The sequence below is a fragment of the Shouchella hunanensis genome (genome assembly GCF_028735875.1).
GTDB classification, from domain to species: Bacteria; Bacillota; Bacilli; order Bacillales; family Bacillaceae_D; genus Shouchella; species Shouchella hunanensis.
Window position 1 is genome coordinate 2,137,739 of the sequence record NZ_CP117834.1, and the last position, 26,159, is coordinate 2,163,897.

24 protein-coding genes and 1 pseudogene are annotated in these 26,159 nt (G+C 38.6%); 21 read left to right on the plus strand and 4 right to left on the minus strand.

What is annotated here, in order from left to right; translation table 11 throughout:
* The first annotated feature begins 1 nt into the window (after position 1).
* Genes PQ477_RS10935 through PQ477_RS10950 form a run of 4 tightly spaced genes read left to right on the plus strand, consistent with a single transcriptional unit; the run spans position 2 to position 3,022 of the window.
* Positions 2 to 1,105 (plus strand): zinc-binding alcohol dehydrogenase family protein, encoded by a 1,104-nt coding sequence (locus PQ477_RS10935; protein ID WP_274271773.1) that lies wholly within the window; start codon positions 2 to 4, stop codon positions 1,103 to 1,105.
* Entirely contained in the window at positions 1,098 to 2,027 is a 930-nt protein-coding gene (locus tag PQ477_RS10940) for a ketoacyl-ACP synthase III (RefSeq protein ID WP_274271775.1), read from the plus strand. The genes PQ477_RS10935 and PQ477_RS10940 overlap by 8 nt, the downstream gene beginning before the upstream one ends.
* A 13-nt stretch (positions 2,028 to 2,040) precedes the next feature.
* Entirely contained in the window at positions 2,041 to 2,292 is a 252-nt protein-coding gene (locus tag PQ477_RS10945; protein WP_274271776.1) for an acyl carrier protein, read from the plus strand.
* 1 nt (position 2,293) lies between these two features.
* Positions 2,294 to 3,022: a thioesterase II family protein gene (locus tag PQ477_RS10950; protein WP_274271777.1), complete on the plus strand. Its 729-nt coding sequence runs from the start codon at positions 2,294 to 2,296 to the stop codon at positions 3,020 to 3,022.
* Between the two features lie 52 nt (positions 3,023 to 3,074).
* Here PQ477_RS10950 and PQ477_RS10955 read toward each other — a convergent pair whose 3' ends face one another.
* The gene (locus PQ477_RS10955) at positions 3,075 to 3,467 is read right to left on the minus strand and encodes a hypothetical protein (protein ID WP_274271778.1); all 393 of its coding nucleotides are present in this window, start codon (positions 3,465 to 3,467) and stop codon (positions 3,075 to 3,077) included.
* Between the two features lie 474 nt (positions 3,468 to 3,941).
* Here PQ477_RS10955 and PQ477_RS10960 point away from each other — a divergent pair.
* The 5 genes and pseudogenes from PQ477_RS10960 to PQ477_RS10980 all read left to right on the plus strand — a co-directional run bounded on the left by PQ477_RS10960 (position 3,942) and on the right by PQ477_RS10980 (position 11,453).
* A pseudogene (locus tag PQ477_RS10960) lies at positions 3,942 to 5,045 on the plus strand (IS3 family transposase).
* A 105-nt stretch (positions 5,046 to 5,150) separates the two neighbouring features.
* The gene (locus PQ477_RS10965; protein ID WP_274271780.1) at positions 5,151 to 5,471 is read left to right on the plus strand and encodes a hypothetical protein; all 321 of its coding nucleotides are present in this window, start codon (positions 5,151 to 5,153) and stop codon (positions 5,469 to 5,471) included.
* Positions 5,431 to 6,744, plus strand: a complete 1,314-nt coding sequence (locus PQ477_RS10970; protein WP_274271781.1) for a DEAD/DEAH box helicase — start codon at positions 5,431 to 5,433, stop codon at positions 6,742 to 6,744. Before PQ477_RS10965 ends, PQ477_RS10970 begins: the two co-directional genes overlap by 41 nt.
* 876 nt (positions 6,745 to 7,620) lie before the next feature.
* Positions 7,621 to 8,286, plus strand: coding sequence for a 4'-phosphopantetheinyl transferase family protein (locus tag PQ477_RS10975; RefSeq protein WP_274271783.1), 666 nt, complete (start codon positions 7,621 to 7,623; stop codon positions 8,284 to 8,286).
* 167 nt (positions 8,287 to 8,453) lie between these two features.
* Positions 8,454 to 11,453 (plus strand): amino acid adenylation domain-containing protein, encoded by a 3,000-nt coding sequence (locus PQ477_RS10980; RefSeq protein ID WP_274271784.1) that lies wholly within the window; start codon positions 8,454 to 8,456, stop codon positions 11,451 to 11,453.
* Positions 11,454 to 12,065: 612 nt separating this feature from the next.
* Here the strand turns inward: PQ477_RS10980 and PQ477_RS10985 are convergent.
* Positions 12,066 to 12,524 (minus strand): DinB family protein, encoded by a 459-nt coding sequence (locus PQ477_RS10985; RefSeq protein WP_035398776.1) that lies wholly within the window; start codon positions 12,522 to 12,524, stop codon positions 12,066 to 12,068.
* A gap of 240 nt (positions 12,525 to 12,764) precedes the next feature.
* Here PQ477_RS10985 and PQ477_RS10990 point away from each other — a divergent pair, with 240 nt between their 5' ends.
* The 3 genes from PQ477_RS10990 (at position 12,765) to PQ477_RS11000 (ending at position 14,979) form a co-directional block, all read left to right on the plus strand.
* On the plus strand, positions 12,765 to 13,679 hold the full coding sequence (locus PQ477_RS10990; protein WP_274271787.1) for a helix-turn-helix domain-containing protein: 915 nt from the start codon (positions 12,765 to 12,767) through the stop codon (positions 13,677 to 13,679).
* A gap of 443 nt (positions 13,680 to 14,122) precedes the next feature.
* Entirely contained in the window at positions 14,123 to 14,446 is a 324-nt protein-coding gene (locus PQ477_RS10995; protein ID WP_274271789.1) for a MazG-like family protein, read from the plus strand.
* Between the two features lie 56 nt (positions 14,447 to 14,502).
* A complete protein-coding gene (locus PQ477_RS11000; RefSeq protein ID WP_274271791.1) occupies positions 14,503 to 14,979 on the plus strand; it encodes an SRPBCC domain-containing protein in 477 nt (158 codons plus the stop codon).
* A gap of 508 nt (positions 14,980 to 15,487) precedes the next feature.
* Here the strand turns inward: PQ477_RS11000 and PQ477_RS11005 are convergent.
* The gene (locus PQ477_RS11005) at positions 15,488 to 15,907 is read right to left on the minus strand and encodes a hypothetical protein (RefSeq protein WP_274271792.1); all 420 of its coding nucleotides are present in this window, start codon (positions 15,905 to 15,907) and stop codon (positions 15,488 to 15,490) included.
* Between the two features lie 147 nt (positions 15,908 to 16,054).
* Here PQ477_RS11005 and PQ477_RS11010 point away from each other — a divergent pair, with 147 nt between their 5' ends.
* The 5 genes from PQ477_RS11010 (at position 16,055) to PQ477_RS11030 (ending at position 21,986) form a co-directional block, all read left to right on the plus strand.
* Complete coding sequence (locus tag PQ477_RS11010) at positions 16,055 to 16,528, plus strand: GNAT family N-acetyltransferase (RefSeq protein ID WP_274271794.1); 474 nt, start codon at positions 16,055 to 16,057, stop codon at positions 16,526 to 16,528.
* Between the two features lie 217 nt (positions 16,529 to 16,745).
* Positions 16,746 to 16,964, plus strand: a complete 219-nt coding sequence (locus PQ477_RS11015) for a helix-turn-helix transcriptional regulator (protein WP_035398784.1) — start codon at positions 16,746 to 16,748, stop codon at positions 16,962 to 16,964.
* The gene (locus PQ477_RS11020) at positions 16,961 to 17,341 is read left to right on the plus strand and encodes a DUF2178 domain-containing protein (protein WP_052008338.1); all 381 of its coding nucleotides are present in this window, start codon (positions 16,961 to 16,963) and stop codon (positions 17,339 to 17,341) included. Before PQ477_RS11015 ends, PQ477_RS11020 begins: the two co-directional genes overlap by 4 nt.
* An 867-nt stretch (positions 17,342 to 18,208) precedes the next feature.
* Positions 18,209 to 19,168: a hypothetical protein gene (locus tag PQ477_RS11025; RefSeq protein ID WP_274271797.1), complete on the plus strand. Its 960-nt coding sequence runs from the start codon at positions 18,209 to 18,211 to the stop codon at positions 19,166 to 19,168.
* Between the two features lie 328 nt (positions 19,169 to 19,496).
* Complete coding sequence (locus PQ477_RS11030; protein ID WP_274271798.1) at positions 19,497 to 21,986, plus strand: exosporium glycoprotein BclB-related protein; 2,490 nt, start codon at positions 19,497 to 19,499, stop codon at positions 21,984 to 21,986.
* Positions 21,987 to 22,062: 76 nt separating this feature from the next.
* On the opposite strand, the gene PQ477_RS11035 is transcribed toward PQ477_RS11030, so the two are convergent.
* Positions 22,063 to 22,599: a PadR family transcriptional regulator gene (locus tag PQ477_RS11035; protein WP_274271799.1), complete on the minus strand. Its 537-nt coding sequence runs from the start codon at positions 22,597 to 22,599 to the stop codon at positions 22,063 to 22,065.
* 134 nt (positions 22,600 to 22,733) lie between these two features.
* Between PQ477_RS11035 and PQ477_RS11040 the strand changes: the two genes are divergently transcribed.
* Genes PQ477_RS11040 through PQ477_RS11055 form a run of 4 tightly spaced genes read left to right on the plus strand, consistent with a single transcriptional unit; the run spans position 22,734 to position 25,548 of the window.
* Entirely contained in the window at positions 22,734 to 23,063 is a 330-nt protein-coding gene (locus PQ477_RS11040; RefSeq protein ID WP_274271801.1) for a DUF1516 family protein, read from the plus strand.
* Positions 23,063 to 23,785, plus strand: a complete 723-nt coding sequence (locus PQ477_RS11045) for an alpha/beta family hydrolase (protein WP_274271803.1) — start codon at positions 23,063 to 23,065, stop codon at positions 23,783 to 23,785. Before PQ477_RS11040 ends, PQ477_RS11045 begins: the two co-directional genes overlap by 1 nt.
* Complete coding sequence (locus PQ477_RS11050; RefSeq protein WP_274271804.1) at positions 23,782 to 24,669, plus strand: COX15/CtaA family protein; 888 nt, start codon at positions 23,782 to 23,784, stop codon at positions 24,667 to 24,669. The genes PQ477_RS11045 and PQ477_RS11050 overlap by 4 nt, the downstream gene beginning before the upstream one ends.
* Positions 24,670 to 24,675: 6 nt before the next feature.
* On the plus strand, positions 24,676 to 25,548 hold the full coding sequence (locus tag PQ477_RS11055; RefSeq protein ID WP_274271805.1) for a phytoene/squalene synthase family protein: 873 nt from the start codon (positions 24,676 to 24,678) through the stop codon (positions 25,546 to 25,548).
* The last annotated feature ends 611 nt before the right edge of the window (positions 25,549 to 26,159 follow it).

The window sequence follows — 26,159 nt, forward strand, 5'->3', positions numbered from 1 at the left end:
TATGAATTTCAATTCAACAGATGCTTGGGTCTTGATAAAAGACCAGGGCAAGGCTACTTTTAAGAGAAAAGTATTTCAATTTGAAGAAATTAAAAAAGATGAAGTACTTGTGAAACCTATTTACGGTTGTGTTGAAGGCAATCTTTCACATGCAATAAATTTAAAACCTGAAGATATTTTTACTAGTAGAAATGAAGAAGAGATTATTTTAGGAAATGGAGGAGTTGTTCAAGTAGATAGTATAGGCTCAGAAGTTTCTAATCTGAAAGTTGGGGATTATGGAATATTTTTTTGTAATGGAGAACCGGATGAGTTTGGCTATCCAAAAAAAATAACTGCCTTTGATAAACCAAACAGTATGGGAGTTTTAGCAAAAAAATTAAAACTTCATCATAGTGAAATAATTAAGGTTCCGAAAGATAGCAACGTTACTCTACAGCAATGGGCAGCCTTTTCGCTTAAATATGTTACTGCTTGGTCTAACTTTAATATTGCTTATAAATGTTGGCAGTCTCAGATGCCTAATGTATCACCCGAAGATACTTATGTGTTCGGGTGGGGAGGAGGTGTTACATTCGCTGAATTAATGTTAGCGAAAAAGTTGGGATGTAAATGTTTTTTAATGACTTCAAAAAAAGAGCGTTTGGACATGCTTGAAAATTACGGAATAACAGGTGTAGACAGAAACGTTTATTGTAAATCAGATGAAGATTTTTTAACGTTTGTAGATAGAGTTACTAATGGAAGGGGGGTTTCAATATTTATTGATAATATTGGTCAATCAGTTTATAAATTGACAATGAAGTCACTTGGAAGACAAGGTGTAATAGCCACTTCAGGCTGGAAAACTGGGAATATGCTTCCATTACTTAGAGCTAATGAATGTCAAATGAGGCATATTCATGTACACACGCACTATGCAAGTTATGAAGAAGGTGTAGAGGCAATTGATTTCGCCATTAAGCATAATTGGTTACCTCCTTTAGATGGTGTGGAATATACATTTAATGAAGTACCGAAACTATTAGAATCATATAACGCTGGTGAAATATCCAGCTGGTTTCCCATATTTCAAGTTAACAAAAGGGGAGAGAAAAATGACTGAAATTTTAAAAATAGCTTCAATTGGTACTTATTTACCTTCGAAAAGGGTTGATAATAAGGCTAAAGCAGAAAAATATGGGTATGCAAAAACTTTTGTGGACCGAAAATTGGGCTTTAAAAGTATTGCTAAAAAGACTAAAGAAGAAACAGTTATTGAAATGTGTTTAAAAGCATATGACAATCTAACTAAAAAGCAAGAATTTAATGAAAAGGAAATAGAGTTGGTAACTGTAGTAACCCAAAGTAAAAGCGTGAGCATCCCTCATGCTTCGGCCATTATACACAATGAATTAAAACTAAATAAACAGTGTATGACTTTTGACATATCGCAAGGTTGTTCAGGATATGTTCATGCGCTTTCAATTGTAAAGAGCGTTATGCAATCTTTAAACTTTCAAAATGCACTAATTTTCACTTGTGACCCATATAGTGAAATAATCGACGACAATGATCCTAACGTAAGCATGATTTTTGGTGACGGTGCAACTGTTTCATTAATTAATAGCAAGGAAAGCGGTTTTTTTATGAAGGATTTCAAATTTGGCACTGTACCAGAAAGTAATGAATGTCTTATAAACAAAGATGGTTTTTTCAGAATGGATGGACGCAGAGTATTTAATTACGCTATTCAAGAAATACCTCAAAGCGTGAATCAGTTGTTGGATAAAAATCATGTGGCTAAAGATGAAGTAGATTTGTTTTTATTTCACCAAGGGTCTAAATATATTGTAGACTCTTTAACAAAACAACTGGAAGTCAATCAAGATTTGGTAATATTTAATTCTGATAACTATGGAAACACGGTTTCCTCTTCAATTCCTTTGTTATTATCTAGGTATCTTGATAGTTTAGAAATTAAAACTGTCATATTAAGTGGCTTTGGCGTTGGGTTTACATGGGGAACTTGTATACTATCTAAATAGGGAGCGATAAATTATGATGAAATTTGAAGATGTAATTAATGTAATGAAAAATGATGAAGCTATGTCTAAAGTTGTTAACCAAGCAACTTTAAAAGACTCTTTATCTAGTATTGGTTTAGATTCACTAGACGTTATGATGCTTGCGCATGAATTAGGTGAGGGGTTTGGAATGGAATTGGAATTGAATACTCAAAATAGCATAGATGATATATTAAATATTGCTAATGATAAACTGAATAGCATCAAAAAAAATAAAGGAGTTTGATATGACAAGACATAATTTGTTTTGTATACCTTATGCTGGGGGAGCAGCGGGTGCAATTTACGGAAAATGGGTACAAAAACTTAATCGGTCAATTAATCTAATCCCGTTAGAACTATCAGGACATGGTCGGAGAATGAATGAAGCTTTTTATAATTCATTAGATGCTGCAGTTGATGATCTAGTTTCTATTATTGTAAATAACGAGCATTTTTTAAAGAATTCGTTTTCTTTTTATGCCCATAGTATGGGGACAGTTTTAGCATATGAAATCTGTAATAAATTAATATCAAAAGGGTTTCCAACTCCCGAAAATTTGTTTATATCTGGTAGGCAACCACCGCATATAAAATATAAAAAAAATGGTATGCACTTATTGTCTGATGAGATTTTCATTAATGAAATAAAACAAATAGGAGGTACACCAGAGGAACTTTTTAAATCTCCAGAACTATTAAAGATATTCTTGCCCATTCTAAAAAGTGACTATAAAATTATTGAAGAATATCAATTTTTCCCACCAATAAAGCAGCTTGATTCGAATCTGATTTTTCTTTTTAGTAAGAATGACCCCTTGGTTACACTTGAAAATGTGAAAGAATGGAGTAAGTATACTTTTAAATCTTTTAAGCAGTTCGATTTTGAAGGAGGACACTTCTTTATTAATGAGGAATGGCAAGAAATATGTGATATTATTAGTCATGAACTTTTTAAAACAAATTGCTTAACTTAAATCTTAGAACGGAATTACTCTTAGTATTATTATAGGTAATTCCGTTTTTTTCTTAAACAGTAACTACTATTAACAAAGACAAAATAAAACCAATCCCCGAAATGGGTGTCATTATGTATTTCTCTTTTTTGCTCTTTGATAATAAATTGACTATAGTGTTAATCCCGAGAAATATTGTAAAGATAAGAACAATTAAATCAGTAGGTATCACTTTTATATAAGAAAAGCTTACACCTATATGTAATAGGTATACAAAGCACATTAGCCATAATATAAGTGCATTACAAGCACTTACAGCGCGTAAAACAGGGGGTAATACTTTATAATATCCTCCCATAGCTGCTTCACCTAATGGCAAACCTACCGTCAATAGAGCTTGAAAAAAACCTACAGTTGTTAAAATTGCTATTAACAATGATGTAATAGTTACAATGAAAATGTCCAAATTCCCAGTCACCCGCTTCTTGTAATCTGTAATAATTAAATTAACTCATTAATCAACCAACAATTAACCTCTGTAATAAAATAATATCCTCATCTTAATAAGAATTTTATTTTCTTCACCAATGTTTTTTATTTTCTCTCATACTTCTTTTATTTATATTAAATTGCATAGAAAATTATAACTAAAGGTGATTAAAAACATTAAGAAAATGTATAACTATATTTTCAAAATTAAAAAGCCTCCTTTAAATTATTTAATATAATTTATATTAAATACCTTATGTATTATTTAAACACTCAGGTTTATTCAAAGGAACATCCTGAAGTCCTATATATATATCAGTCTCGAGGCTTAATTAAATAGTCATTGGAGAAACGAAAAAATTTAAGAGGATGTCTGGATAGGCTACACTGAGTTGGACAGAATTTTTAAGGTCAATTAGACTAAAAGCAATATACTTGAGGAGAATCTATGATGACCAAAAGAAAACGTCGAACGTTTAGCGAGGAATTCAAAAAACAAATGGTGCGGCTTTATCAATCAGGAAAACCACGGAAGGAAATCATTCGGGAGTATGACTTAACGCCTTCTACGTTTGATAAGTGGATGAACCAATATGAAAACTCAGGATCATTTAAAGAAAAGGACAACCTTATAGAAGAACATAAAGAGTTACGCGCACTTCGCAAACGAAATCAACAGCTTGAAATGGAAAATGATATGCGAGACTTGCCGCACTGATCATGGGACGAAAGTAAATGTGATTCGTCAAAACGCTCACAAGTACTCGGTATCAGCAATGTGCATCGTCCCCAACATCCCAAGAAGCGTTTATTACCACGAAAAAAACGAGAAATCCAACGATAGTGTCCTTTCAAAAGAGATAAATACGGATCTTTCAAGAAAGTCGACAAACGTATGACACAAGAAGAATCAAACACAAGTTGAAAGAATGCGGACACGTCGTGTCCAGACGTCGAATTACCCGTATTATGAAAGAACAAGGACTTGTTTCTATTTATACAGTTGCCCAGTTTAAACCAACTAAAACCGCTTGTAATGAATCAGAAGTTGGGAATACATTAAAACGTGAATTTAGACAAGACCAGGAACTGAAGGTAGTCGTGAGCGACTTTAACCTACGTTCGTGTCCAACAAAAATGGCATTACATCTGTTTATTAATCGATTTATTTAACCGGAAAATCATTGGATTTAGTGCTGGAGCCCATAAAAACGCCAAGCTTGTTCAACGTGCCTTCGCATCTGTACAAATAAAACTCAATCAACTAGAATGCCTTCACACAGAACGCGGAAGCGAGTTTAACAATAAGCTAATTGATGATGCGCTAGAAGCTTTTGAGATTAAGCGCTCATTGAGTAACAAAGGAACACCCTATGACAATGCCGTAGCTGAAGCAACTTTTAAAACCATTAAAACAGAGTTCGTTCGAGGAAAGGTTTTTTCTAGCCAATACGAACTTGATCTATTTGATTAAGTCCATTGGTACAATCATATCCGAATTCACGGATCTCTTGGATATGCCACACCGACTGAATATAAAATAGTAGACCTTTAAAAAAGTGTCCGATTTACTGTTGCCATTCCACTTGCTGCTTTTAATGAAAAAGAAAAGCAGAAGCATGAAGCCTTAGCGTCCGTTAAGAAAAGAGAGAGAGACGATATGGAAAGAGTCGAACAGGAAATGGCTCATCTGAAAAAGAAACATGTCAGCACATCTATCGAACTCGAAGATCTAAAGAATGTACAAGCTCAAGCTGAAAGGAATTATGAGGTCATTAGCACAAAAAAGCCGAGCTTTTTCTGGGTGAAAAAACTGTTAAAGGTGCCGGAAATGAACGAATACATGCAAGAGCTTACAAGCGCAAATGACAAATTGAATCAGATGACTCAACAGCAAACAGACTTAAAAAAGACGCAGTCGAAATTGGAGAAGCAACTAAATGAACGAAAAAAGAGTAAAGAGCGCAGTGAAAAGGATTGAAGAATCACAGGCTGAATTCAATCAATGGATTAGTACTGAACAAACGATTTTGCGAAATTTAGAGCAGCAAATAACAGCCTTGAGAGAAGATTTGGTGAAAAGTGATAGGAAGGTACTTGATTTTTCACTCTCCTATGATCAACTCCAAAAATCCAACCCATGGTTTTCTGATCATTTCCGTACCTTACAATCAGAGCTCTTTATTTCAGCGTTAAAAGTAAGGAAACAATTTCTTTATGAAAACAGAAAGAATGTAAAGAAGGCGAGGATGATTTGGCAAAAGCAGTCTGATTACATTGCAAAAGAAAATGGGCTTTTAATACTTGCTGAGTCGTGGCAATGGATCAACTTCACGATTCCTGTCATTAGCACAACGTTTGCTAGTTTTGGTCGGATGTTTAAACATTTGAATGAAAACACAATCGGGAATTTATTTATAGATGAGGCGGGCCAAGCACTTCCGCAAGCGAGTGTCGGGGCCATCTTAAGAAGTAAAAAGGTGATGGTCGTTGGAGACCCATCACAAATCAAGCCTGTATTAACTTTAGATTCGCCTGTTTTGAGTTTGATAGGGAGGCATTACAAAGTAGATGAAACCTTTGTCTCCGCTGATGCATCGACTCAAACGCTTGTTGATGCAACGAGTCAGTTTGGCTTTCAAAAAGACGATGAAGAATGGATTGGTATCCCTCTTTGGGTGCATCGACGGTCCAATTACCCGATGTTTACCATTTCAAATGAGATCTCGTATAACAACTTAATGGTTCAAGGTAAAGAAGGGGATGGCGCACAGGGGAAATCAGATTGGTTTGATTCAACAGGAAACGCCATTGACAAGTATGTGAAAGAACAAGCTCTCTTACTTAAAAAGCTAATTACGCATCGTTTGCAAGAAAACCCAGATTTAGCTGAAGACATTTATGTCATCACGCCATTTAGAAACGTTGCTTTTAAAGTGGCACGTGTGTTAGATGACATTGATTTTACAAAAAGAGAAAACGGAAAACCAGTCAATGTTGGGACAGTACATACGTTTCAAGGGAAAGAAGCAAAGATTGTTTACTTTGTGTTAGGGGCAGATTCTACAAGTAGTGGTGCAGCTAGTTGGGCCGTATCTGAAGCCAATATTATGAATGTGGCAGCAACTCGTGCGAAAGAGGAATTTTACGTCATCGGTGATAAGGACTTATATGGATCTCTCGGAAGTAACGTGGCAGATAGTACTATCTCCATTATTGAAAAGTATAACGAAAAGGCACAACAGCTTACTTAACCTACGTTAGTCTCATTCATATCTGGTTGATAGAAATTTCATGATTTCGATTACTGTTCCAGATGACCAGGTTGATGTGATTCTCAGTCAACACATAGCTAAAGCAAAATATGGATATAAATACTGAGGCTGGGACAAAAGTAGATAGACAGACCAAAATGACGAACATTCCTGAAAATAGGAACGTTCGTCGTTTATTTTATATGAAAATTAACGGAAGGAGAATCCGAAGACTCCTGGGGGATCAGCACGTGTCTGAAGACTCTGGAGTGGCGGTTTTCCAAGGAGGAGGCTGAGGCCGTGTCCCCGGAAAGCGAAGGATTCTCCTGTAGCGGTGCTACTCAGCATATTTTAGACTATTCGTCTTTTTAAATACTACTTTTAGTTATGGCCCAGCCTCTTTTATAAAATGTAAAAAGCTCAAGATGAGCCGTAAACCGATCAAGATTGATTCATATCTGATTTTCCCCGAGACACTCATGAATTGCTTGTACCACTCTGGCTGAATCGTTCAGTATACTTATTAAGTTACTTATTCTTTGAGAAATAGAACTAATCCATATTCGTAAATTCTGAATAAACTTTTTATATCAGGGTAAGTGATTCTAAAGACAATTTTTAAAGGGAATGGTGACGATGCCTGGTCATTGGGGAAAGTACGTAGTGTTACTGATTCTATACATTCTTATTGGTATTGGGATGTATTACTTTTTTGATGGAAATCCATTTCCGATAGTCTTTTTATCGTTAGGAATAGCTTTTTGGTTGATAATATTTATATGGATAAAAATGAGCCGAAAAAAGGCTCAAAGAAAGCGTTAGACAATTTGTTTCATTTTAATTTGAACGGCAAACACACTAATCAAAGGAGAACATATGACAATATCGATCGTGTATGGAAAGACAGAAAATGTCCTAAACAATTTAAGTGGGATGGATATAAGACTGAATCAAGGGGAAATGGAAAACTACAATCGATTACGGTTTCCTAATGATCAGAGAGATTACCTAGCCGCTCATTTACTTGCTCGTTACTGTATACACCATCTTACGGGTGTAGCGATTCATGAAATAGAATTGACTCAGCATTGTGCCACTTGTGGTGGGAATCATGGCAAACCAGAAGTGATGCACCCTGCAACGACGTTTGTCTCTTGGTCACATACGAGTGGTTATGTGGCAAGTATTTCAGCTCATAAACCAGTAGGTATTGATATTGAAAAAATGGGGGCAGTATTGGATTCAGCATTTGGAGACTCATTCTTGTCGCCATTGGAGAGGGAAGGGATTTCTTTAGCAGATGGGGATGAAATCAGTTCTACCTTATACAAGTTGTGGGTTAAGAAAGAAAGCCTGATTAAGCTAGGGTTGTATCGAATCGAGGAGATGAGAGACATCTGTTTGGCTTCTAGTAACACTTTTTATTCTCATAATAGAAAGAAATACGCGTTTATTGATATTCATTCGAATCCTTTGATGGGAGCTGCTGTATACGAAATAGAAGATGGTGCCATAGAAAAGGTCTCGCTCACACATTTATAAATCGTCTACCTGACTCACTTCCTGTTCCTTTGCGCCATCAGTAAATGACACATTTCCCAATATCGGTCTAGCATATTGAAAGGTATACTTGTTAAAAGGTACAAATAGAAGCAATGAGATGCAGTATCTTGGGAACGTGTATGTTAAAAACGAAAAGGAGCTATTTTATGATGCAGCGCAGTCTAAAGGAAATTTTCTCAATGCAGGTAGACGAAAGACCAGAGGATATCGCGTTAACGTTTGGTCATTCGCACTTGACGTATGGAGAGCTAGATCAAGCTAGTAATCGTCTCGCCAATTATCTTCTGGATCAAGGTGTGAAGAAGGGTCAAGTAATCGGACTGTCCCTAGATCGGTCGCCTCAACTGATTGTAGCGATAGTAGCTACAATCAAGATTGGTTGTGTTTATGTCCCTATTGATTCGAAATACCCTCAAGAACGTATTGAATATATGATCGGTGATTCATGCGTCACGACTCTTATCACGACATCTACCACTCTCGCCCAAATGCCTTACCTTCAAATAGCTACCATCTTACTTGATCAAGAAGCAAGTCAAATTGATTTAATAAAAGCAACTCCTCCAGCTATGAACGTTGAACCACTTGATTTGGCTTATATTATGTACACTTCTGGATCGACTGGAACGCCAAAGGGTGTAGCGATCCCACATCAAGCTATTATACGACTAGTGAAAGAAACAAATTATTTTCAAATTGATCGCCATCAAACCGTAGGTCACTTTGCGTCCACTTCTTTTGATGCAGCCACCTTTGAGATATGGGGGGCTTTATTAAATGGTGCGAAGTTAGCCATAAGTAATCCGGAACCAATTTCACCGGAAAGTGTTGCTGAGGTGGTACGTAATCACAATGTATCGATTCTGTTTTTAACCACAGGTTTGTTTAACCTCATGGTTGATGAAAGGATAGACGATTTAATCGATGTTAACTACTTAATCAGTGGTGGGGAAGTGATGTCGCCTACCATTGCTAAAAAAGCTGTAGAACGATTGCCGAATACTCAGGTTTTTAATGTTTATGGTCCAACGGAAAATTGTGTATTTAGTACGGCATTTGAATTGACAAATCAAACAAATTTCGATACGAGCATTCCAATTGGTAAACTTCTCAATGGAACTTCGATGATAATCGTAAATGAGGAGTTGGACATTGTCGATGATGGTCAAGTCGGTGAACTTCTTTTAGGTGGTACCGGTCTTGCGAGTGGTTATTGGAATCGTGAGAATCTAACAAAAGAAAGGTTTATATACCTAAATCGTGAGCGTTTTTATAGAACAGGAGACCTTGTTCGTAAACTTCCAGATGGCAATATTGAGTATTTAGGTAGGATGGATCATCAAGTTAAAATTCGTGGTTTTCGAATAGAGCTTAATGAGATCGAAAATCACATTATACTAAATGATGAGATAAAACATTGTTCCGTTAGTATTCAAGAAAATACGCCAGGAGATAAACGCCTTGTGTCCTATCTTGTCCCGTTGAATCAAAAAACCTTTCACCTTAAAACATTAACAGCCTATCTAAAGCAAAAATTACCTGAATATATGATCCCCTCTAATTATGTCATACTAGATAGCTTACCCTTAACAACTAATGGGAAAGTAGATCGCGCGGCATTGTCGAATACACTGTTCACTCGTCCTAACTTTGGCGTGCCTTATAAAGCGCCACAAACAGAAAGGGAGCAACAGCTGGTACACATCTGGCAAGATCTATTACAAGTCGATCAGGTCGGAGTGGACGATGATTTTTTTGAACTTGGAGGAAACTCTCTTCTTGCAGCTCGAGCGATAATTCGTATGAAAGAAGCACTCGACACTTTCTTACCGTCAAGCGCGTTGTATAAGTATTCCACCATTTTCAAGCTAGCTAGCTTCCTAAAGAATCAATCTACAGAAACCGATTTAACTACAGTAAATTTAGCCAATGAGATTCAATTAGACGAACGCATTTCACCATCAACTACATTCAGCCCTTCATTCTATAAACAAAAAGCCATTTTCTTAACAGGAGCAACTGGATTTTTAGGGGCATTTTTAATCAAAGAATTTTTGGAGCATGATGAGGAAGCGAATATTTACTGTCTAGTTCGTGCATCTAGTGTAGCAGAAGGTCTTCGACGCATTAAACAGAATATGGAAAAGTATCATATTTGGTCTGATGCGTATGAGCCGAAGATTCTACCGATTCCTGGTCACTTAGATCGACCAATGTTCGGGCTAACCCGAGAGGAATTCGATCAATTAGCGAAAACCATTGACGTCATTTATCATAATGGGGCAAAAGTAAACTATGTTCAAGCTTACGATTTGCACAAAAGTGCAAACGTAACTGGTACACAAATAATCCTTGAACTTGCATGCACGTCAACTCTCAAACCGGTTCATTATGTATCAACGATTTCTGTATTTGGTCCGATTGGTTATTTTACGGATGTTAAAGAATTAAAAGAGGATAGTCGTTTGGAGATAAGTGAACCTTTTGTTTATAAAGACATGGGTTATGCGCAAAGCAAATGGGTTGCTGAAAGCGTAATGTGGGAAGCAAACAAAAGGGGTATTCCTATGACGGTGTTTCGTCCAGGCTTTATCATGGGTGATCGTCATACAGGTGTAAATAACACCGAAGATTACGTTGCTCGAATGATCAAAGGTTGCATCCAATTAGGGACTTATCCTCATTTACCTAGACAAAGAAAAGAATTTGTACCTGTAGATTTTGTGGCTAAAGCGGTACGAGAAATTTGTCTCGATCCAATTAACTTTGGAAAAGCATACCATCTAACGCCGCCGACAGATAGTATGGATCTTGAAGATTTCTTTGCAGAAATGAATACCACACTCGGCTATTCCCTTAAGGTGGTTCCTTATAAAGACTGGGTTGAGCAACTTATCGAGGAAACAAAGAATTCGAGCGATAATGCGTTGACACCATTTCTTACACTTCTCTCTGAAGAGCTTTATAATGGGAAGACAGCCTTTGAGCTTTATGAAAATATGCCCACGTACAATTCGAACAATGTGGAAAAGGCTCTTAGCGAGAGCGGGCTGACTTTTCCCATAATGGACAAGAAGTTGTTACGCACTTACTTTCATTATATGAAGAAGATAGGGTTTATTCCAGCACCACTAGTACGAGTTTAAAGATCGACTAAAGCCCAATTTGCTTTAGAAGAAGTGTTATGTTAACGAGGCTGGGCAAAAGTAGATAGACAGACCAAAATGACGAACATTCCTGAAAATAGGAACGTTCGTCGTTTGTTTTATATGAAAATGAGCAGAAGGAGAACCCGAAGACTCCTGGGGGATCAGCACGTGTCTGAAGACTCTGGAGTGGCGGTTTTCCAAGGAGGAGGCTGAGGCCGTGTCCCCGGAAAGCGAAGGATTCTCCTGTAGCAGTGCTACTCAGCATTTTTTAGACTATTCGTCTTTTCAAATACTACTTTTCGTTATGTCCCAGCCTCGTTTTATTGGTTTTTGACGTGCTTGAGGAGGATAGATGATTTACTGTTAAGTTTAATCGTGCCAATGAATACACTAGAAGTAACGTAACACTGAGAGGGTTTTTAGATGGTGATTACGTGTAAGTCTTATAGTATTTTATTCTTAAGTCTGTTCTTGTTGTTGCATGTATTTTTTTTAGACTGCTAATTTTGCTTAACAAGAAGAGTCCTTTAAGCTACTCTCTAAATGTAAAGAACTGACGTCCACCATTAAACATATTGGGATGGCGTTTAAGACCACCAAGTAGTTCAATTAAATGTGTTTGGAAATGGTATGGATCGTTTGAAAGTGTATTCCTTCATGAAAAATGGTTCGAATTAAAACTTGTTCGATGGTTTGCATGCCCATTTCAATAGGCGGATGAACGTCTTCTAGACGATCTTTATACCTTTCCATGATCAAATCTGGCTGCGAACGAAGCAATTCTTTTAGTTCTTGGTAGGAAGGGGTTTCAGTAGAAAAATGACTTGGATTTGTCCCATAACCAAACCATTTATGATAAGCGTGTGGATAGGGTATTTTTTCCTTTATTAATGTCTCGATCCACACATATTGATCGAGGTAAAGATGCCCCAAATTCCATCTAATATTATTATGAAAGCCATTGGGTACGATGTCAGCCTCTTCTGCACTTACACTGTTTAAACTAGTTAGAGTCTCTTCTCGGTAAGTCTTTAATTGTTTAAAAAGATTTTCATGAAATTTTTTCACTTTATCTCTCCCCTGTCAGATTATTCTGTATCGTTATCTAATTATACCGTTAGAGGAATAAAAAAGCTTCACTTCCTTAAATGCATAAGGTCGCTGAATGGAACGAATGAGCATTAGCAACCCAAAAAACGGCGATGACACGCAAAAAATGAAAAGTGCAACCAGGAATGGCGAGGTTGCAACCGCTGGTAGGTAGAGGGAAAATGATCATTGGATTACGATAAGAATGAGGTGAGGAGAATGGAATTTTATCAAAAACTAAAAAAATTGAGAGCTCAAAAAGGATGGTCTCAAGAGGAATTTGCTGAAAAGCTTCAAGTCTCGAGACAGGCAATCAGTAAATGGGAGAATGGTCAAGGGTTTCCAGAAACAGAAAAACTGGTGAAGATGAGTAGGTTATTTCACGTTTCCCTGGATTACCTATTAAAGGAGGAAGATCAATCTCTTGGAGAACAAGGAACGGAAGAAGGATACTATGCCAGTCAGGAAGTCGTGGAAGCCTATCTTCTAAATAAGAGGCAGGGTGCTAAGAAAATCGCAACTGGAGTGGCAATTCTTATAGCTTCGGTCTTATTACCGATGTATTTTCAACATGCGTTTAGCTATGTGTTGTTTATCGTAGTGATTGCTAGTGGAGTGGCTATCTTGGTATGGCAAGGGTTAAGTGTAAAAGCATATGAAGAACTCGAAACACAACCATTAATTTTTGATGATTCGTTTATTCAACAGTTTAAACAGAAAAGCTTGGCTCATCGTAAAAAGTTTGGACTCTTAATTGTCACCGGAATTGTCATCATCATATTAAGTTTTGGGATACCTTTTTTAGCTAGCGATACAAGTCATGCAGACAGAGATCCCCTCTTAGCATTAATGCCGTTAATATGGGCCTTTGCTGTGTATTTGTTTATTATTGCTGGTTCTGCAATGGACGGGGAGCGGTTGGTTACCCACAACAAAGAATACCTAAAGGAATATAAAGAATATGAGGAATCAACTAAACATGAGTGGATTCATGCGGTCATGTGGCCATTGGCAACGGTTGCTTTTTTGGCCATCGGTTTTATTTGGGATGCCTGGCATCCTGGATGGTTAGTATACTTGGCTGCAGCAGTTGTTACAGTCGCTTATACGACTTGGAAAAGTAGTAAAGAATGAATGAAGGATCGCACAAATTTTGGGTTATAGTATAAGAATCCCATTTTGCCCATTCGCTCGGGGTGTTGTATAGAAAAGAATCGCACTTTACTCTTCAATTAGATGCTGGAAAATGTCTCTACCCTGTGACATCTCCCTTATGAAGAAAAGTAGCTAAAAAAGCTATGAGGAATAGGTTTCCTCATAGCTATGTTAACGTTTGAAGGAGGTTCGTAAATGGAAAATTCACAAGAAAATCGTAATGTCACAGATGTCTCAAGTAACAGTTTGATTTTTATTCACTATTAAGGTCAGCTCTTCAGATTGATTTTCTAATTACTCCAAGATAATTGGATTAGAGAAATATGTTAAATGAAAAAATTTAACACTCAATTATGTAACGTAACTCCATATAGTGTTAACATTAGGTTTGTTAATACTACATATTGATAGGGAGGACAAATATGACGAGTGATGAGTTTCAAAATTGGATCCAAATTTATTATGAAGAACGAGGCTGGCACGATTTAGATATTTTTATTCGAATTGGTTTTCTATCTGAAGAAACTGGAGAAGTAGCTAGAGCAATTAGAGCTCTTGAAATCGGTAGAGATAGACCGGAAGAGGAAAGAGGAGATTATCAACAAAATAAGGTGGCTCTTACTGAAGAACTAGGGGATGTTTTAGGCAATATAGCAGTCATTGCTAATAAATATAATATCTCTTTAGAGGATGTTTTTACATTACATAGAAATAAATTAGAGGAAAGATACGCGGAAAAAGGTTAACACTAATTGAAAGTTGATCGAGTAAAGGCAAGGAACAAAATAAGGAGGATTTTATTATGGCTCATGTGTCAGGTAAAAGGAGAACAGATTCTGCTTCAAGAATAATAGTGGCATCACCACAAACCATTTATCAGTCATTCTTGCATGAAGAAGCACTCGTTTCGTGGCTTCCACCGGAAGGGATGTCAGGTCATATTGACATGTTTGATCCTCGCGAAGGAGGAACGTATCGATTGACCCTCACGTACGAAATGGATCACTCGAACCCTGGTAAGACATCAGAAAACACCGATGTGTCCCAAGTGAAGTTTTTAGAGTTGGTTCCGAACAAGCGAATTGTTCAATCAGTAAAATTCCATTCCGATGACCAAGAATTTTTAGGTGAGATGAAACAGACATGGCTCTTAGAACCCATTTCGGAAGGCACAAAGGTCACGATTATTTGTGAGAATGTACCTGAAGGTATTCGTAAGGAAGATCACGACACGGGTTTACGGTCCACTTTAGAGAATCTAGCTACCTTTACTGAATGACAAACTGTAAAAGCCATTTTTGATACCCTTCTTTATAGAAAGCATTGTTATTAGCAATCAGACGTCCTGAGGAATGATGTAGAGCAAAAATCAGCTATTCCTTTGAAAATTTAATTGATTAAATAATTAGACTGATTCATATCGAGTTCAAAAGTTTTGTATAGACGAGAAGAAAGAAGTTCTGATGCTTAAGCTTAATCCCATGATTATAGGTGTTTCACTCGTCTGCTCTACAATGATTTTTGAGAATACGACAACTACAACAATATATACAATGCTAATACAATGATTTCCAACCAACCAGGCTTTGTTTTTTCACTGTTATTCCGCTCCTATTTGCTATTTACTTCTTACCCTTTTTAAAGTTACTCAGTAAAAAGAATATGCCAGGAATTTTTAGTGGAATAGGAAAAGAGCCTAGACAGAGGACTAGGCTCTTTCTTATGATAGCAATCATATGTACGAGTCAACACCATTTGTTATGGAGCGGAGGAGATGTGCTAACTAATTAATCTGGTGCAAACTTAATAAATTCCTTTAATTCACTATCTGAGATAAACCGGCGTTTGTAGTCTAACACTGTGTATTTACTATAATCGTTTCCTGGTATGCGGATTGTCATATGGATTAACGTATAAGGTGGGTTCATAGGTCCTTCATATCCGATCACTCTCAGAGTAATATCATAAAAATCATTGGCTTCATTTCGAGTGATTTTTTCAATACGAGGTGCGAAATAGAGTTGATTATCGCCTTTTGTGGACATGGTCTCCAAAATGATATTTGTACCAAGTTCTCTAAGGAAAGCCCGTTCTAAAATGCTTGGTTGCTGTTTCTGATCAATTGTTTGTGTTTCTGCACTTGCGGGGTGAACGTTAGTCATAAATAAGAAACAAATCACAACCATAATTGAAATTGACTTCCACAAAGGACATACCTCTTTTCACTTTAATTAGTTACTAATTTGCTTCAAAACAACATCAATTATGTAAACTTAGTTTTTAGTCAGTCTGATCATTAAAACAATATAACGAAAGAATGCCTTATGTTACTATTAATTGGAAGGGGTGGTAGAATGATTATTCGCAACGTGGTCAGCACAGATTACTATACATTATCGCCATTAATTAATGAATGGTGGGGTGGTAGAGACATGTCTGGTCTGTTACCAAAATTATTTTTTAATCATTTCAACAATACAAGTTTTGTAGCCGTAGATAAGGACATGATTATAGGATTTTTAATTGGCTTTCTGTCTCAATTTCACCCAGAGGAGGCATATATCCATTTTGTAGGTGTTCATCCAAACTATCGTAAACAAAGAGTTGGTGAGAGCCTTTATCAAGCCTTTTTTGAAGAAATTCGCAATGAAAACCGTTCAAAAGTTCGATGTATTACTTCTCCAGTAAATAGAACATCTATTGCCTATCATACAAAAATAGGTTTTTCTATTGAAGCAGGCGATAAAATCGTTGATGGGATATCCGTACAATCAAATTATGATGGCCCTGGGCAAGACAGAGTGCTTTTTATGAAAGAACTTACTTAAAAGATAATAGATAAGATAGTTTAACTTATAACTTATATTGTTTAACAAAAACATTTTAAGATAACATGTCTAAAGAATGTATTATTTCAATAAAGAATTATTATAGACCCTTATAAAAAATACTCACAAAAAAGTCCGGTGTAAAGATATCTTTACATCTGGCTTTTTTTAAATTAACATACTATGTGTAAAGATATGTTGACAAAGGAGGATTAAATTGAATGTTTTAAATAAAATTGAAGAATTAAGGAAATGTAGAGGAATTACTCAAGTTAAATTAGCTGAAGATCTAAACGTTTCAAGGCAAACGATTAATGCTATTGAGAAACACAAATATAATCCATCATTGGAGCTTTCTCTAAAAATTTCGGAATACTTCGATGTGAAGGTAGAGGAATTATTTAAATTAGTGACAAAAGGAGAGGTTAAAAGGTGAATAAATACTTATCTCTATTCTTGATAATACCAATAGTAATGTTTGGATACACCATTTACCAATGGCTTAATAATAGTACGGTGGATTTAGCATCATTACTATTTGGATCATTTATTCTTTCCATAATTTTAGGTTATTCCAATAAAATAACTTCAGATAGCAACAGCAATCAAGATGAGTTAAGCGATTATATAAAGAATTATAGTTCAAGATTATCTTATTATATTTTAATGGCATTTGGCTTTATAATACTTTTCTTTTCAGAAGGTACGGGTTCTTTAGAAAACCTCACGAATATTCCCCTAGTTATTCTTTTGTGTTTATTTGTAATCACAAAGCCAACTGTTGAATTTTTTTATTCTAAACGATTCCTATAAGTTATTATGAAACCCTTCTTGTACAGAGAAGAGTTAACGGAGCATCCTTTTTTAAAACCCTGTAGAGTAAAAATATTTTTAGGGAATCTTTAAAATTCGAACTTTACGAATACACAACTTCAGATGAGCAAAATGGAATAAAAAATTTGTTTACATAAAACAAAACCTTTGTTAAAAGACAATAAAAATTATCTTCAAAGGAGGTTAATACCTTTGCTACGAAGATCTTTATTTTTTCTGCTCATTCTAATTATATTTCTATCTGCTTATGATATAGAAGATCAGATTGAAAAAGATTACAGGGATGCTGATTTTACGAATGTTGAGAAAGCTATTCAGATGTTTAAAGAATATACACATATTAATATGAAAAAACCGAGCTTTATACCAATTGAAACTTTCATATTTTTGGTAGGTATATAGACGAAGCGTATTTTAAAGGCAAACTTCAGTTAGAATATATAAACTCTGAAACAAATGATGTCATGGACATTTGGGTTTCGAGTCTGGCGAACGGATCTAAGCCTAAAATGCATGCTGATAAGATTCTAATTAACGAGAAGTATCAAGCTTTTTACGAAACGGAAGTTGCAGAGGATTTTTCGTTATAAGCTATAACACTTTGTGTTGATGATAAATCGTATCGGATTGAAATGATACGTTCACTTTCAAAAGAAGTTTATTCCTTGGAATCGTTAAGAGAAGTTGCTAATAAATTAATTGGACATTAACAAACTCAAGATGCTTATAAGTGTATGCGAAAGCTATAACCGCAAGTAAGAAAAGTGTATTTTTAAAAATAAATCGCAATACACCTTTTATTTTCCAATAAAGCCGGGTATCTGAAAACAAAGGAGATGGTAGCGCATGCAAAAGGTGACTGCATTGGCAGGGATATTCTTATTCGCATTTTTACTAGCTGGTTGTCAAAGTTCCAGGGATGAGTTGAATGCGCAAGGTCAAAGTACGACTGAAACCGAGGAAAAAGAATTAGAAGAACCAGACAATGAAAGTGAGGCCTTGGATTATGAAAAAGTGGAAGTGGAGGACCAATATGTACTTCATACTCATTTGATAGATGAGGGTCAGGCGTTTTATACGGCTTTTTCTATTAATCGTAACGAAAGTGAAGAAGTAAAATTATTGGAAGAGCAATTACTAAATTCCCTTGCTGAAAGTGATCCGTCTGAACAAGATATACTGAACTCTTATACAGATCTATCTGTTGAGTCACAAAAATTAACCGTCCAATTTAATGAAGAAGGAAATCAATTATCCACAACAACAGCACAAACGACGTTATTTTACGACTCGTTGTTCGGGATTAGTGACCTCTATGGAATAAAAGAGATTGTCTTTTTACATCCTGACGGGGGAACCGATATTATCGTAGCAGAAAGAGAGGTTAATGATCCCCTAGTTGTTGAAGAAGAACGAGGTGCAACTCGGGGCTATTATACAGTCTATGATGAAGCGTTAGAAGAAACCTTGTTTTTATCTGGCGGGGCACTTGAAGAACAGGTAGTTAATGAAGCGGGTGAGCTTTTATCGTTTTCGGAAACTGTGGAAAAGATGGCAACCATTGATAAAGAAGATGCATTTTACGCTTCTGCCGTTGTGAAAGGAATTGAGGTTGTAAACGCAACGCTTGGTAATGGAATGGCATCTGTACAGTATACAATGGATGAGGATATGGTAACAGAAGCGGATCGTGTTGTGTTTGAAAATGCTATCCAGCTTGCCGCACTTGATTTTCATGCGTCAAAAGTTGAGTTGGTCAATGATACGTTACAGGAGCATGTGCGCTATCCATTAATTGAAGAGTGAAAATTAGGACGGACTAGCTTTTTTAAGTTATTTCGTCTTTTTATAAATAAATGAAGAATTGATAGGGATACCAATGGGGTATTCCTATTCAATTTGTTAAGGATATACTGATGATCAGAAGTTGTATGGTTTTGTATAAAACATCGTGCACCTTTTTGTTGGTTACAACCTTCCTATAATTAGTAAAAGTGTTATTGAACAAAGTTTTTCTAATCACTTGGGCGATGGCCTTGTTTTGATAAGAATCAAGAAATGAAGAACCTTCAGATGAACCCAAAATATAATGAGTAGAAAAAGTTTTCTTCTAACATTGTAAAGGGTGAGTAGGTTGAGTGATTTTTATAACTGTACTAATATCCAATATTTTAGGCGTACGTTACGTAATGGTGGATTAGGTCAATTTGAATGTGAGTGTGAATTTAATGGAGCTACGGGCGCCACCGGTCCAACAGGCCCAACCGGGGCAACGGGCCCAACCGGGTTAACAGGAGCTGGCAGTACAGGTCCAACCGGTCCAACAGGAATTGGATTTGATAGTGGGATTGTCGAATATGATCCAGCGTTAGCACCTGGTTATCCAGTTGGTCAGCTAGTAAGTTTTGAAGGAAGCTTGTACGTAGTGAACACAGCTCCACCGACAGGAGAGCCAGGAACATCACCGGACTATAGCTTGGTTGCGTCGCGAGGAGCGACCGGGGCAACAGGAGCTGGAAGCACGGGAACGACCGGAGTAACAGGAGCCACAGGAGATACCGGAGCAACCGGAGCAACGGGAATAACCGGGGCAACAGGAGAAACCGGAGCAACAGGAGATACCGGAGTCACCGGGGCAACAGGAGAAACCGGAGCAACGGGAGATACAGGAGCAACTGGGGTAACGGGAGCCACCGGGGTAACGGGAGTGACCGGAGCCACGGGGTTAACCGGAGCCACAGGAGATACCGGAGTCACCGGGGCAACAGGAGAAACCGGAACTACAGGAACTACAGGAGCAACCGGAGAAGCGGGAGCAACCGGAGCCACAGGAGTAACGGGAGCCACCGGAGTCACCGGGGCAACAGGAGATACCGGAGTCACCGGGGCAACAGGAGAAACCGGAGCAACCGGAGCAACAGGAACTACAGGAGCCACAGGAGATACCGGAGTCACCGGGGCAACAGGAGAAACCGGAACTACAGGAACTACAGGAGCAACCGGAGAAGCGGGAGCAACCGGAGCCACAGGAGTAACGGGAGCCACCGGAGTCACCGGGGCAACAGGAGATACCGGAGTCACCGGGGCAACAGGAGAAACCGGAGCAACCGGAGCAACAGGAACTACAGGAGCCACAGGAGATACCGGAGTCACCGGGGCAACAGGAGAAACCGGAACTACAGGAACTACAGGAGCCACGGGAGAAACAGGAGCAACCGGAGAAACGGGAGCAACCGGAATAACGGGAGCTACGGGAGAAACAGGAGCCACGGGAATAACAGGAGCTACGGGAATAACAGGAGCTACGGGAGTCACGGGAATAACAGGGGCCACAGGAGCCACGGGAGTCACTGGGTTAACAGGAGTAACGGGAGCCACAGGTGTAGCCGGAATAACGGGAGAAGCGGGAGCAACCGGAATAACCGGAGTAACCGGAGCCATAGGAGAAACTGGGGCCACGGGAGCAACGGGAATAACAGGAACAACGGGAATAACAGGAGCGACAGGGTTAACGGGAGCCACGGGAGATACAGGAGTAACGGGTGCGACAGGTCCTGGCACAGGAGCCACGGGAGTGACCGGAGCCACCGGAGCCACAGGAGAAACGGGAGTAACGGGAGCCACGGGAGTAACCGGAGTAACGGGAGTAACAGGAGAAACGGGAGTGACCGGAGTAACGGGGGCCACGGGGTTAACCGGAGCCACAGGAGTAACGGGAGTAACGGGAGTGACCGGAGTAACGGGGGCCACGGGGATAACCGGAGCCACAGGAGTAACGGGAGCCACGGGATTAACAGGAGTAACGGGAGCCACAGGAGTAACGGGGTTAACCGGAGCCACAGGAGTAACGGGAGAAACGGGAGCCACGGGAGCCACAGGAGTAACGGGAGCCACGGGATTAACAGGAGCCACAGGTGCAACAGGAGTAACAGGAGTAACAGGAGTAACGGGAGCCACGGGGTTAACCGGAGCCACAGGTGCAACAGGAGTAACGGGAGCCACGGGAGTGACCGGAGCCACGGGGTTAACCGGAGCTACAGGTGCAACAGGAGCCACCGGAATAACGGGAACGACTGGTTCAACCGGAGTGGCTGGATCAGGAGCGGTTGTACCATTTGCGTCTGGATTACCGACAACGTTAACAACTATTGCTGGTGGATTGGCAGGAACAACGAGTTTAGTCGGGTTTGGTAATTCGGTTGTAGGCGTCAGTTTAGTGGGTGGAAATGCAATTGATCTTACTGGTGCAGCTGGAACATTATTAAACTTTGCTTTTGTTGTTCCAAGAAGTGGGACGATTACAGCGTTATCAGGGTTCTTTAGTGTGACAGCGGGACTTTCCTTAATTGGTTCCACCGTCACGATTACGGCTCAAGTCTTTCGATCTCCAGGTCCAACACCAACGAACACGTTAACAGCAATTCCTGGTGCAGTCGTAACGTTAGCACCAGCGTTGACTGGAGCGATCACGCTAGGTGCCACATCAAGCGGGATCACATCGGGGTTAAATATTCCAGTCGCGGCTGGCGATCGATTGTTGTTAGTATTTTCGGCGACAGCAACGGGATTAACACTACTAAATACTGTAGCGGGTTATGCTAGTGGGGGCTTAGCGCTAAACTAACGATACCAAACAAACTGCTGGAGATGAGTCCAGCAGTTTGTTTCTTTATGTTTCTGTATGGTTTCATTCTCGTCGTTTAGTGCAATGATCTTTCTTCTATTAATTGCTTGGCCCACTGACACCATTCTATATACATTTTTGCGTACCGAATGCCGTATTCAACTGTTAACAGAGCCCCAAGGTCTTGCTTGTTTTCTTGTTTGAAATGGTCTCTCCACGCTTCTGTCTTTTCTAACGTAATGCGTTCCCTTTCTATCACCTCATCTAAAAGAGTGAGCACTTCTTTGTGAGTTAAGATTGGGAAAATAGTGGTTTTAATAAGAAATTCATCTTTTATTTTGGCTGACTTTAATGGTTCTTCTACAGCCCATCTAATGAGTTCTTTTCTCCCTTTATCGGTAAGGGAATAAATTTTTTTATTAGGCGACGATTCTTGAATCACAAGCTCGTGGTCGACAAGTTCGTCTTTTTCCATTTTGTGAAGCTCTGTATAGATTTGACTGTGTGTCGAACCCCAAAAGTGAACCATCTGTTGCTTAAAAATGTGCACAACATCATAACCGGTCACTCGTCGCTTTGAAATGATACCTAAAAGGGCATATCGCAGACTCATATCTTATTCATTCCTTAAAGTTTGTCAATATAAAGAAACTATACCATATCTTCTTGACCATTGTATGGCGAGTGTTTATTATTACTATAGTTTCATATGTCAAAATAGACATATTGAAAAGAGGGGAGATTCGTATGTATAACGTTCTTTATCAAACGCACATTGGAACATGGGCGATTCTATTATTAGTCGTAATCGTCAGTCTGTTCTATCGTTCTTTCTATTTAAAGATCTTCTTTAGAGTTCTTGCAGTGTTGATGTTAACGAGTGGAATTGGTTTAGCCATTTCTCTTTCTTTTCCATTCGTCTTCGTAATGAAGTTGATTATAGCTATACTGTGCATAGGCTTAGTAGAAATGTTGTTAAAGCGAGAGAAGCCTATTAAATCCTACGTTCTATTAGGTTCAACCTTTGTCAGCTTTTTATTGTTATGCCTGATCGGTTTTGGGGTGATTCGATTCTAATGAAGAAAAGAATAAAAATTTTACTCGTCGTTATTCTCGCACTCCTATTATCTAGTATTCTAGGCTTTTATATATGGACGCAAAACACGTACAGTGCTGTTGATGACCTTCCAGAAAGTGTAAAGGCACAAGATGGCTGGCTTTTATTTGAAGCGGATGACCCGCAAAATGGGCTTGTCCTTTACCCAGGAGCCAAAGTAGAACCAGATGCTTACGCCTTTTTAGGTGAGGAATTAGCCAGCCAAGGCATCACGGTAGCCATTCCATCTGTCCGCTTGAATTTACCTATTTTTGACCTTTCTAAGGCGAATGAGTTGTTTCAAAGGGAGAGCGTTGACTCGTTGGACTGGTATATAGGTGGCCATTCCATGGGAGGAGCGGCAGCCGCTATGTATGCAGATGCAAACTTGGATAAGGTTTCTGGTTTAGTGTTACTAGGTGCTTACGCTGCTGATAATGATTACTTACGAACGTCTCAGCTTCCGGTTCTGTCGATTAGTGGTTCTGAAGACGGCTTAAGTACACCCGAAAAAATCAATCAGTATCGCCCAAATCTTCCTGATACTGCTCAATTTATTGAGATAGAAGGAGGAAATCACGCTCAGTTCGGGGTATATGGGCCACAATCTGGAGATAATGAAGCCGCTATTTCTGTTGATGAGCAACAAGAGATGATTCTAACAACTATTTTAGAGTGGATAGACGATCAGGGGGATGTATGAAGAAGCTACGAATTTTTGCCATCGTAACAACTATTGTTGTACTGTTTGTGCTACTTCAAGGTTCCATTGTCACGAAGACCGGCTCCGGGCAGGGATGTGGAACAACCTGGCCGCTCTGTTTTGGCGATGTTATTCCGTACAATCCAACGTTAGAAACCATTATTGAGTACACACACCGCTTACCATCCAGTATTGCCGGCATGCTTGTGTTCATCTTATCCTTTTGGTCTTGGAAACAGTTATCCTATGTAAAAGAGATTCGCTTTTTTGCTCTTTTAGCTTCAGCGGCTATTTTGCTTCAAGGCTTAATGGGAGCCGGTCAAGTTGTTTATGGGCAACCGCCGTTAATTATGGCTCTTCATTTCGGTTTTTCTGCCATTTCATTAGCGGCTGTCTCTGTTATCACGCTGTTTACATTTGAGAAGCGGTGGAATCCGTTTAAGGTGACTGTAGGAAAATCATTTCTTCGGTATGTGATAGCCCTCACCATTTATTCGTACTTGGTTATTTATACAGGGGCATTTGTGAAGCATATGGGCGCTGCGACGGCATGCTCTGGATTTCCATTATGTAATGGTGAATGGATCCTTTTTAGTGAAGGGGCGATTGTGTTTGCCCAAATGTTTCATCGGCTTGCAGGAATGACGTTAGCCTTGCTCGTACTTCTATTTGCCGTTTGGGCCATTCGTATGTACAAAAAGCAGCGATCCCTCGTTATCATTAGTTTGGCCAGTATAGGGTTGATTGGCATTCAACTTGCCAGTGGGATTGGAATGGTACTCACATATAATCAAAACTTAACAATTGGAATAATCCATGCACTAACGATTTCACTTTTATTTGCTTTGTTTACGTATACCATCGTTTTATCGAGAAGAGGATGATTGAAGATGACTGATTTAGATGATGCCTATGCGCTATGCTATGAAAAAATGAAAACACATTCTGCTACGTTTTCGAAAGCTTTTCATTTTCTCCCAGTAAAGCAGAGAAGAGCTGTTTGGGCGATTTATGCTTTTTGCAGACAAGCAGATGACATTGTTGACGATGAAGGCGAGATGTTTACAAAAAGGCGTAAACTAAAGACGTTTGAACAACAGTTCGATCAGATGCTTGTAGATAAAGATGTTTCCCAGCCCGAGTGGCTAGCACTAAAAGATGTGTTTAACCAGTTTCATGTGAATCCATTGGATTTTAAAGATCAATTAAAAGGACAAGCGTTTGATTTGCGAACAAAGCGGATCGTCACTGTAGAAGAGTTGGAGCAGTATTCGTACTTTGTAGCCAGTACTGTCGGATTAATGCTCTTACCTATTCTTGCGCCAAAGGATCATCACGCATTGAGGGAAAGCGCTATTGCCCTTGGAAAAGGAATGCAGCTTACGAACATCCTACGTGATGTGGGAGAGGACCTTCAAAGAGGTAAAATTTACTTGCCTCTTGATCTGATGAATGAGTACGGGGTGACCGAGGAGCAGTTAAAAGCAGGGGGTGTCGACCAATCGTTTATTGATCTGTGGGAAGCAGTAGCTAGAAAAGCCGAACACTACTATGACCAGTCTTTAGAGCAGTTGGATGTGTATCCTAATGAAGCCAAATTTAGTGTATATGGCGCTACTATCATGTACAGAGAGATTTTACAAGCAATTCGAATGGAAAAGTACGATGTGTTTTCCCGTAAGATTTATGTAGATGACCAGCGCAAAAAAGAGATATTAGCCCAATTACGATTAACGAAAGACGAGCACAGACAACCTCTTTGATAAGATTTTAAAATTTTGAACGTCTTGACATTTTGTAAAGAAGTACGGTGGATGGAAGAACCGTAAAGTAGAACGAATCAAATACACTGATTGGTGTTCAATTTAAGATCGTTAAAAATACCAAGAAGAAAAACTATTTGTTAGAAAAATTATTCGCTTCACATGGTGAGGATGTAGATTAAGAAAAAGTTACAATTTGTATCCTTAACTCGTTGTTAGTATATGCTTTTAACAATGAGGGAGTGTACAAGCTCCATCTTTTATTGTATGTCCAATCAATGTATCTACCTAAATGATAAAAAAAAGACAACCGTTACTTTGCGGTTGTCTTTTTTGTAGGATGTGCTAATCTCAAAACCTATTTGAGATCAAGATGGTAATTAATACTTCCTAAACCTATCAGTAGTAATTCACATGTTGAATGGAGCAGTTTCAACGGCTCCATTCAAGCGTTAGACAATTCCTTCTGCTGATTGTAACACATCAAAATTAAACATTAAGGATGATGCTAGTTGGTGCTTTTTCAACGTCGCCTTTTCCTCCACCTGCTTGTTCGACATCGCCTTTTCCGCCCGGAGAGTTAATCGTAATAATCGTGATGATGGCAGTTG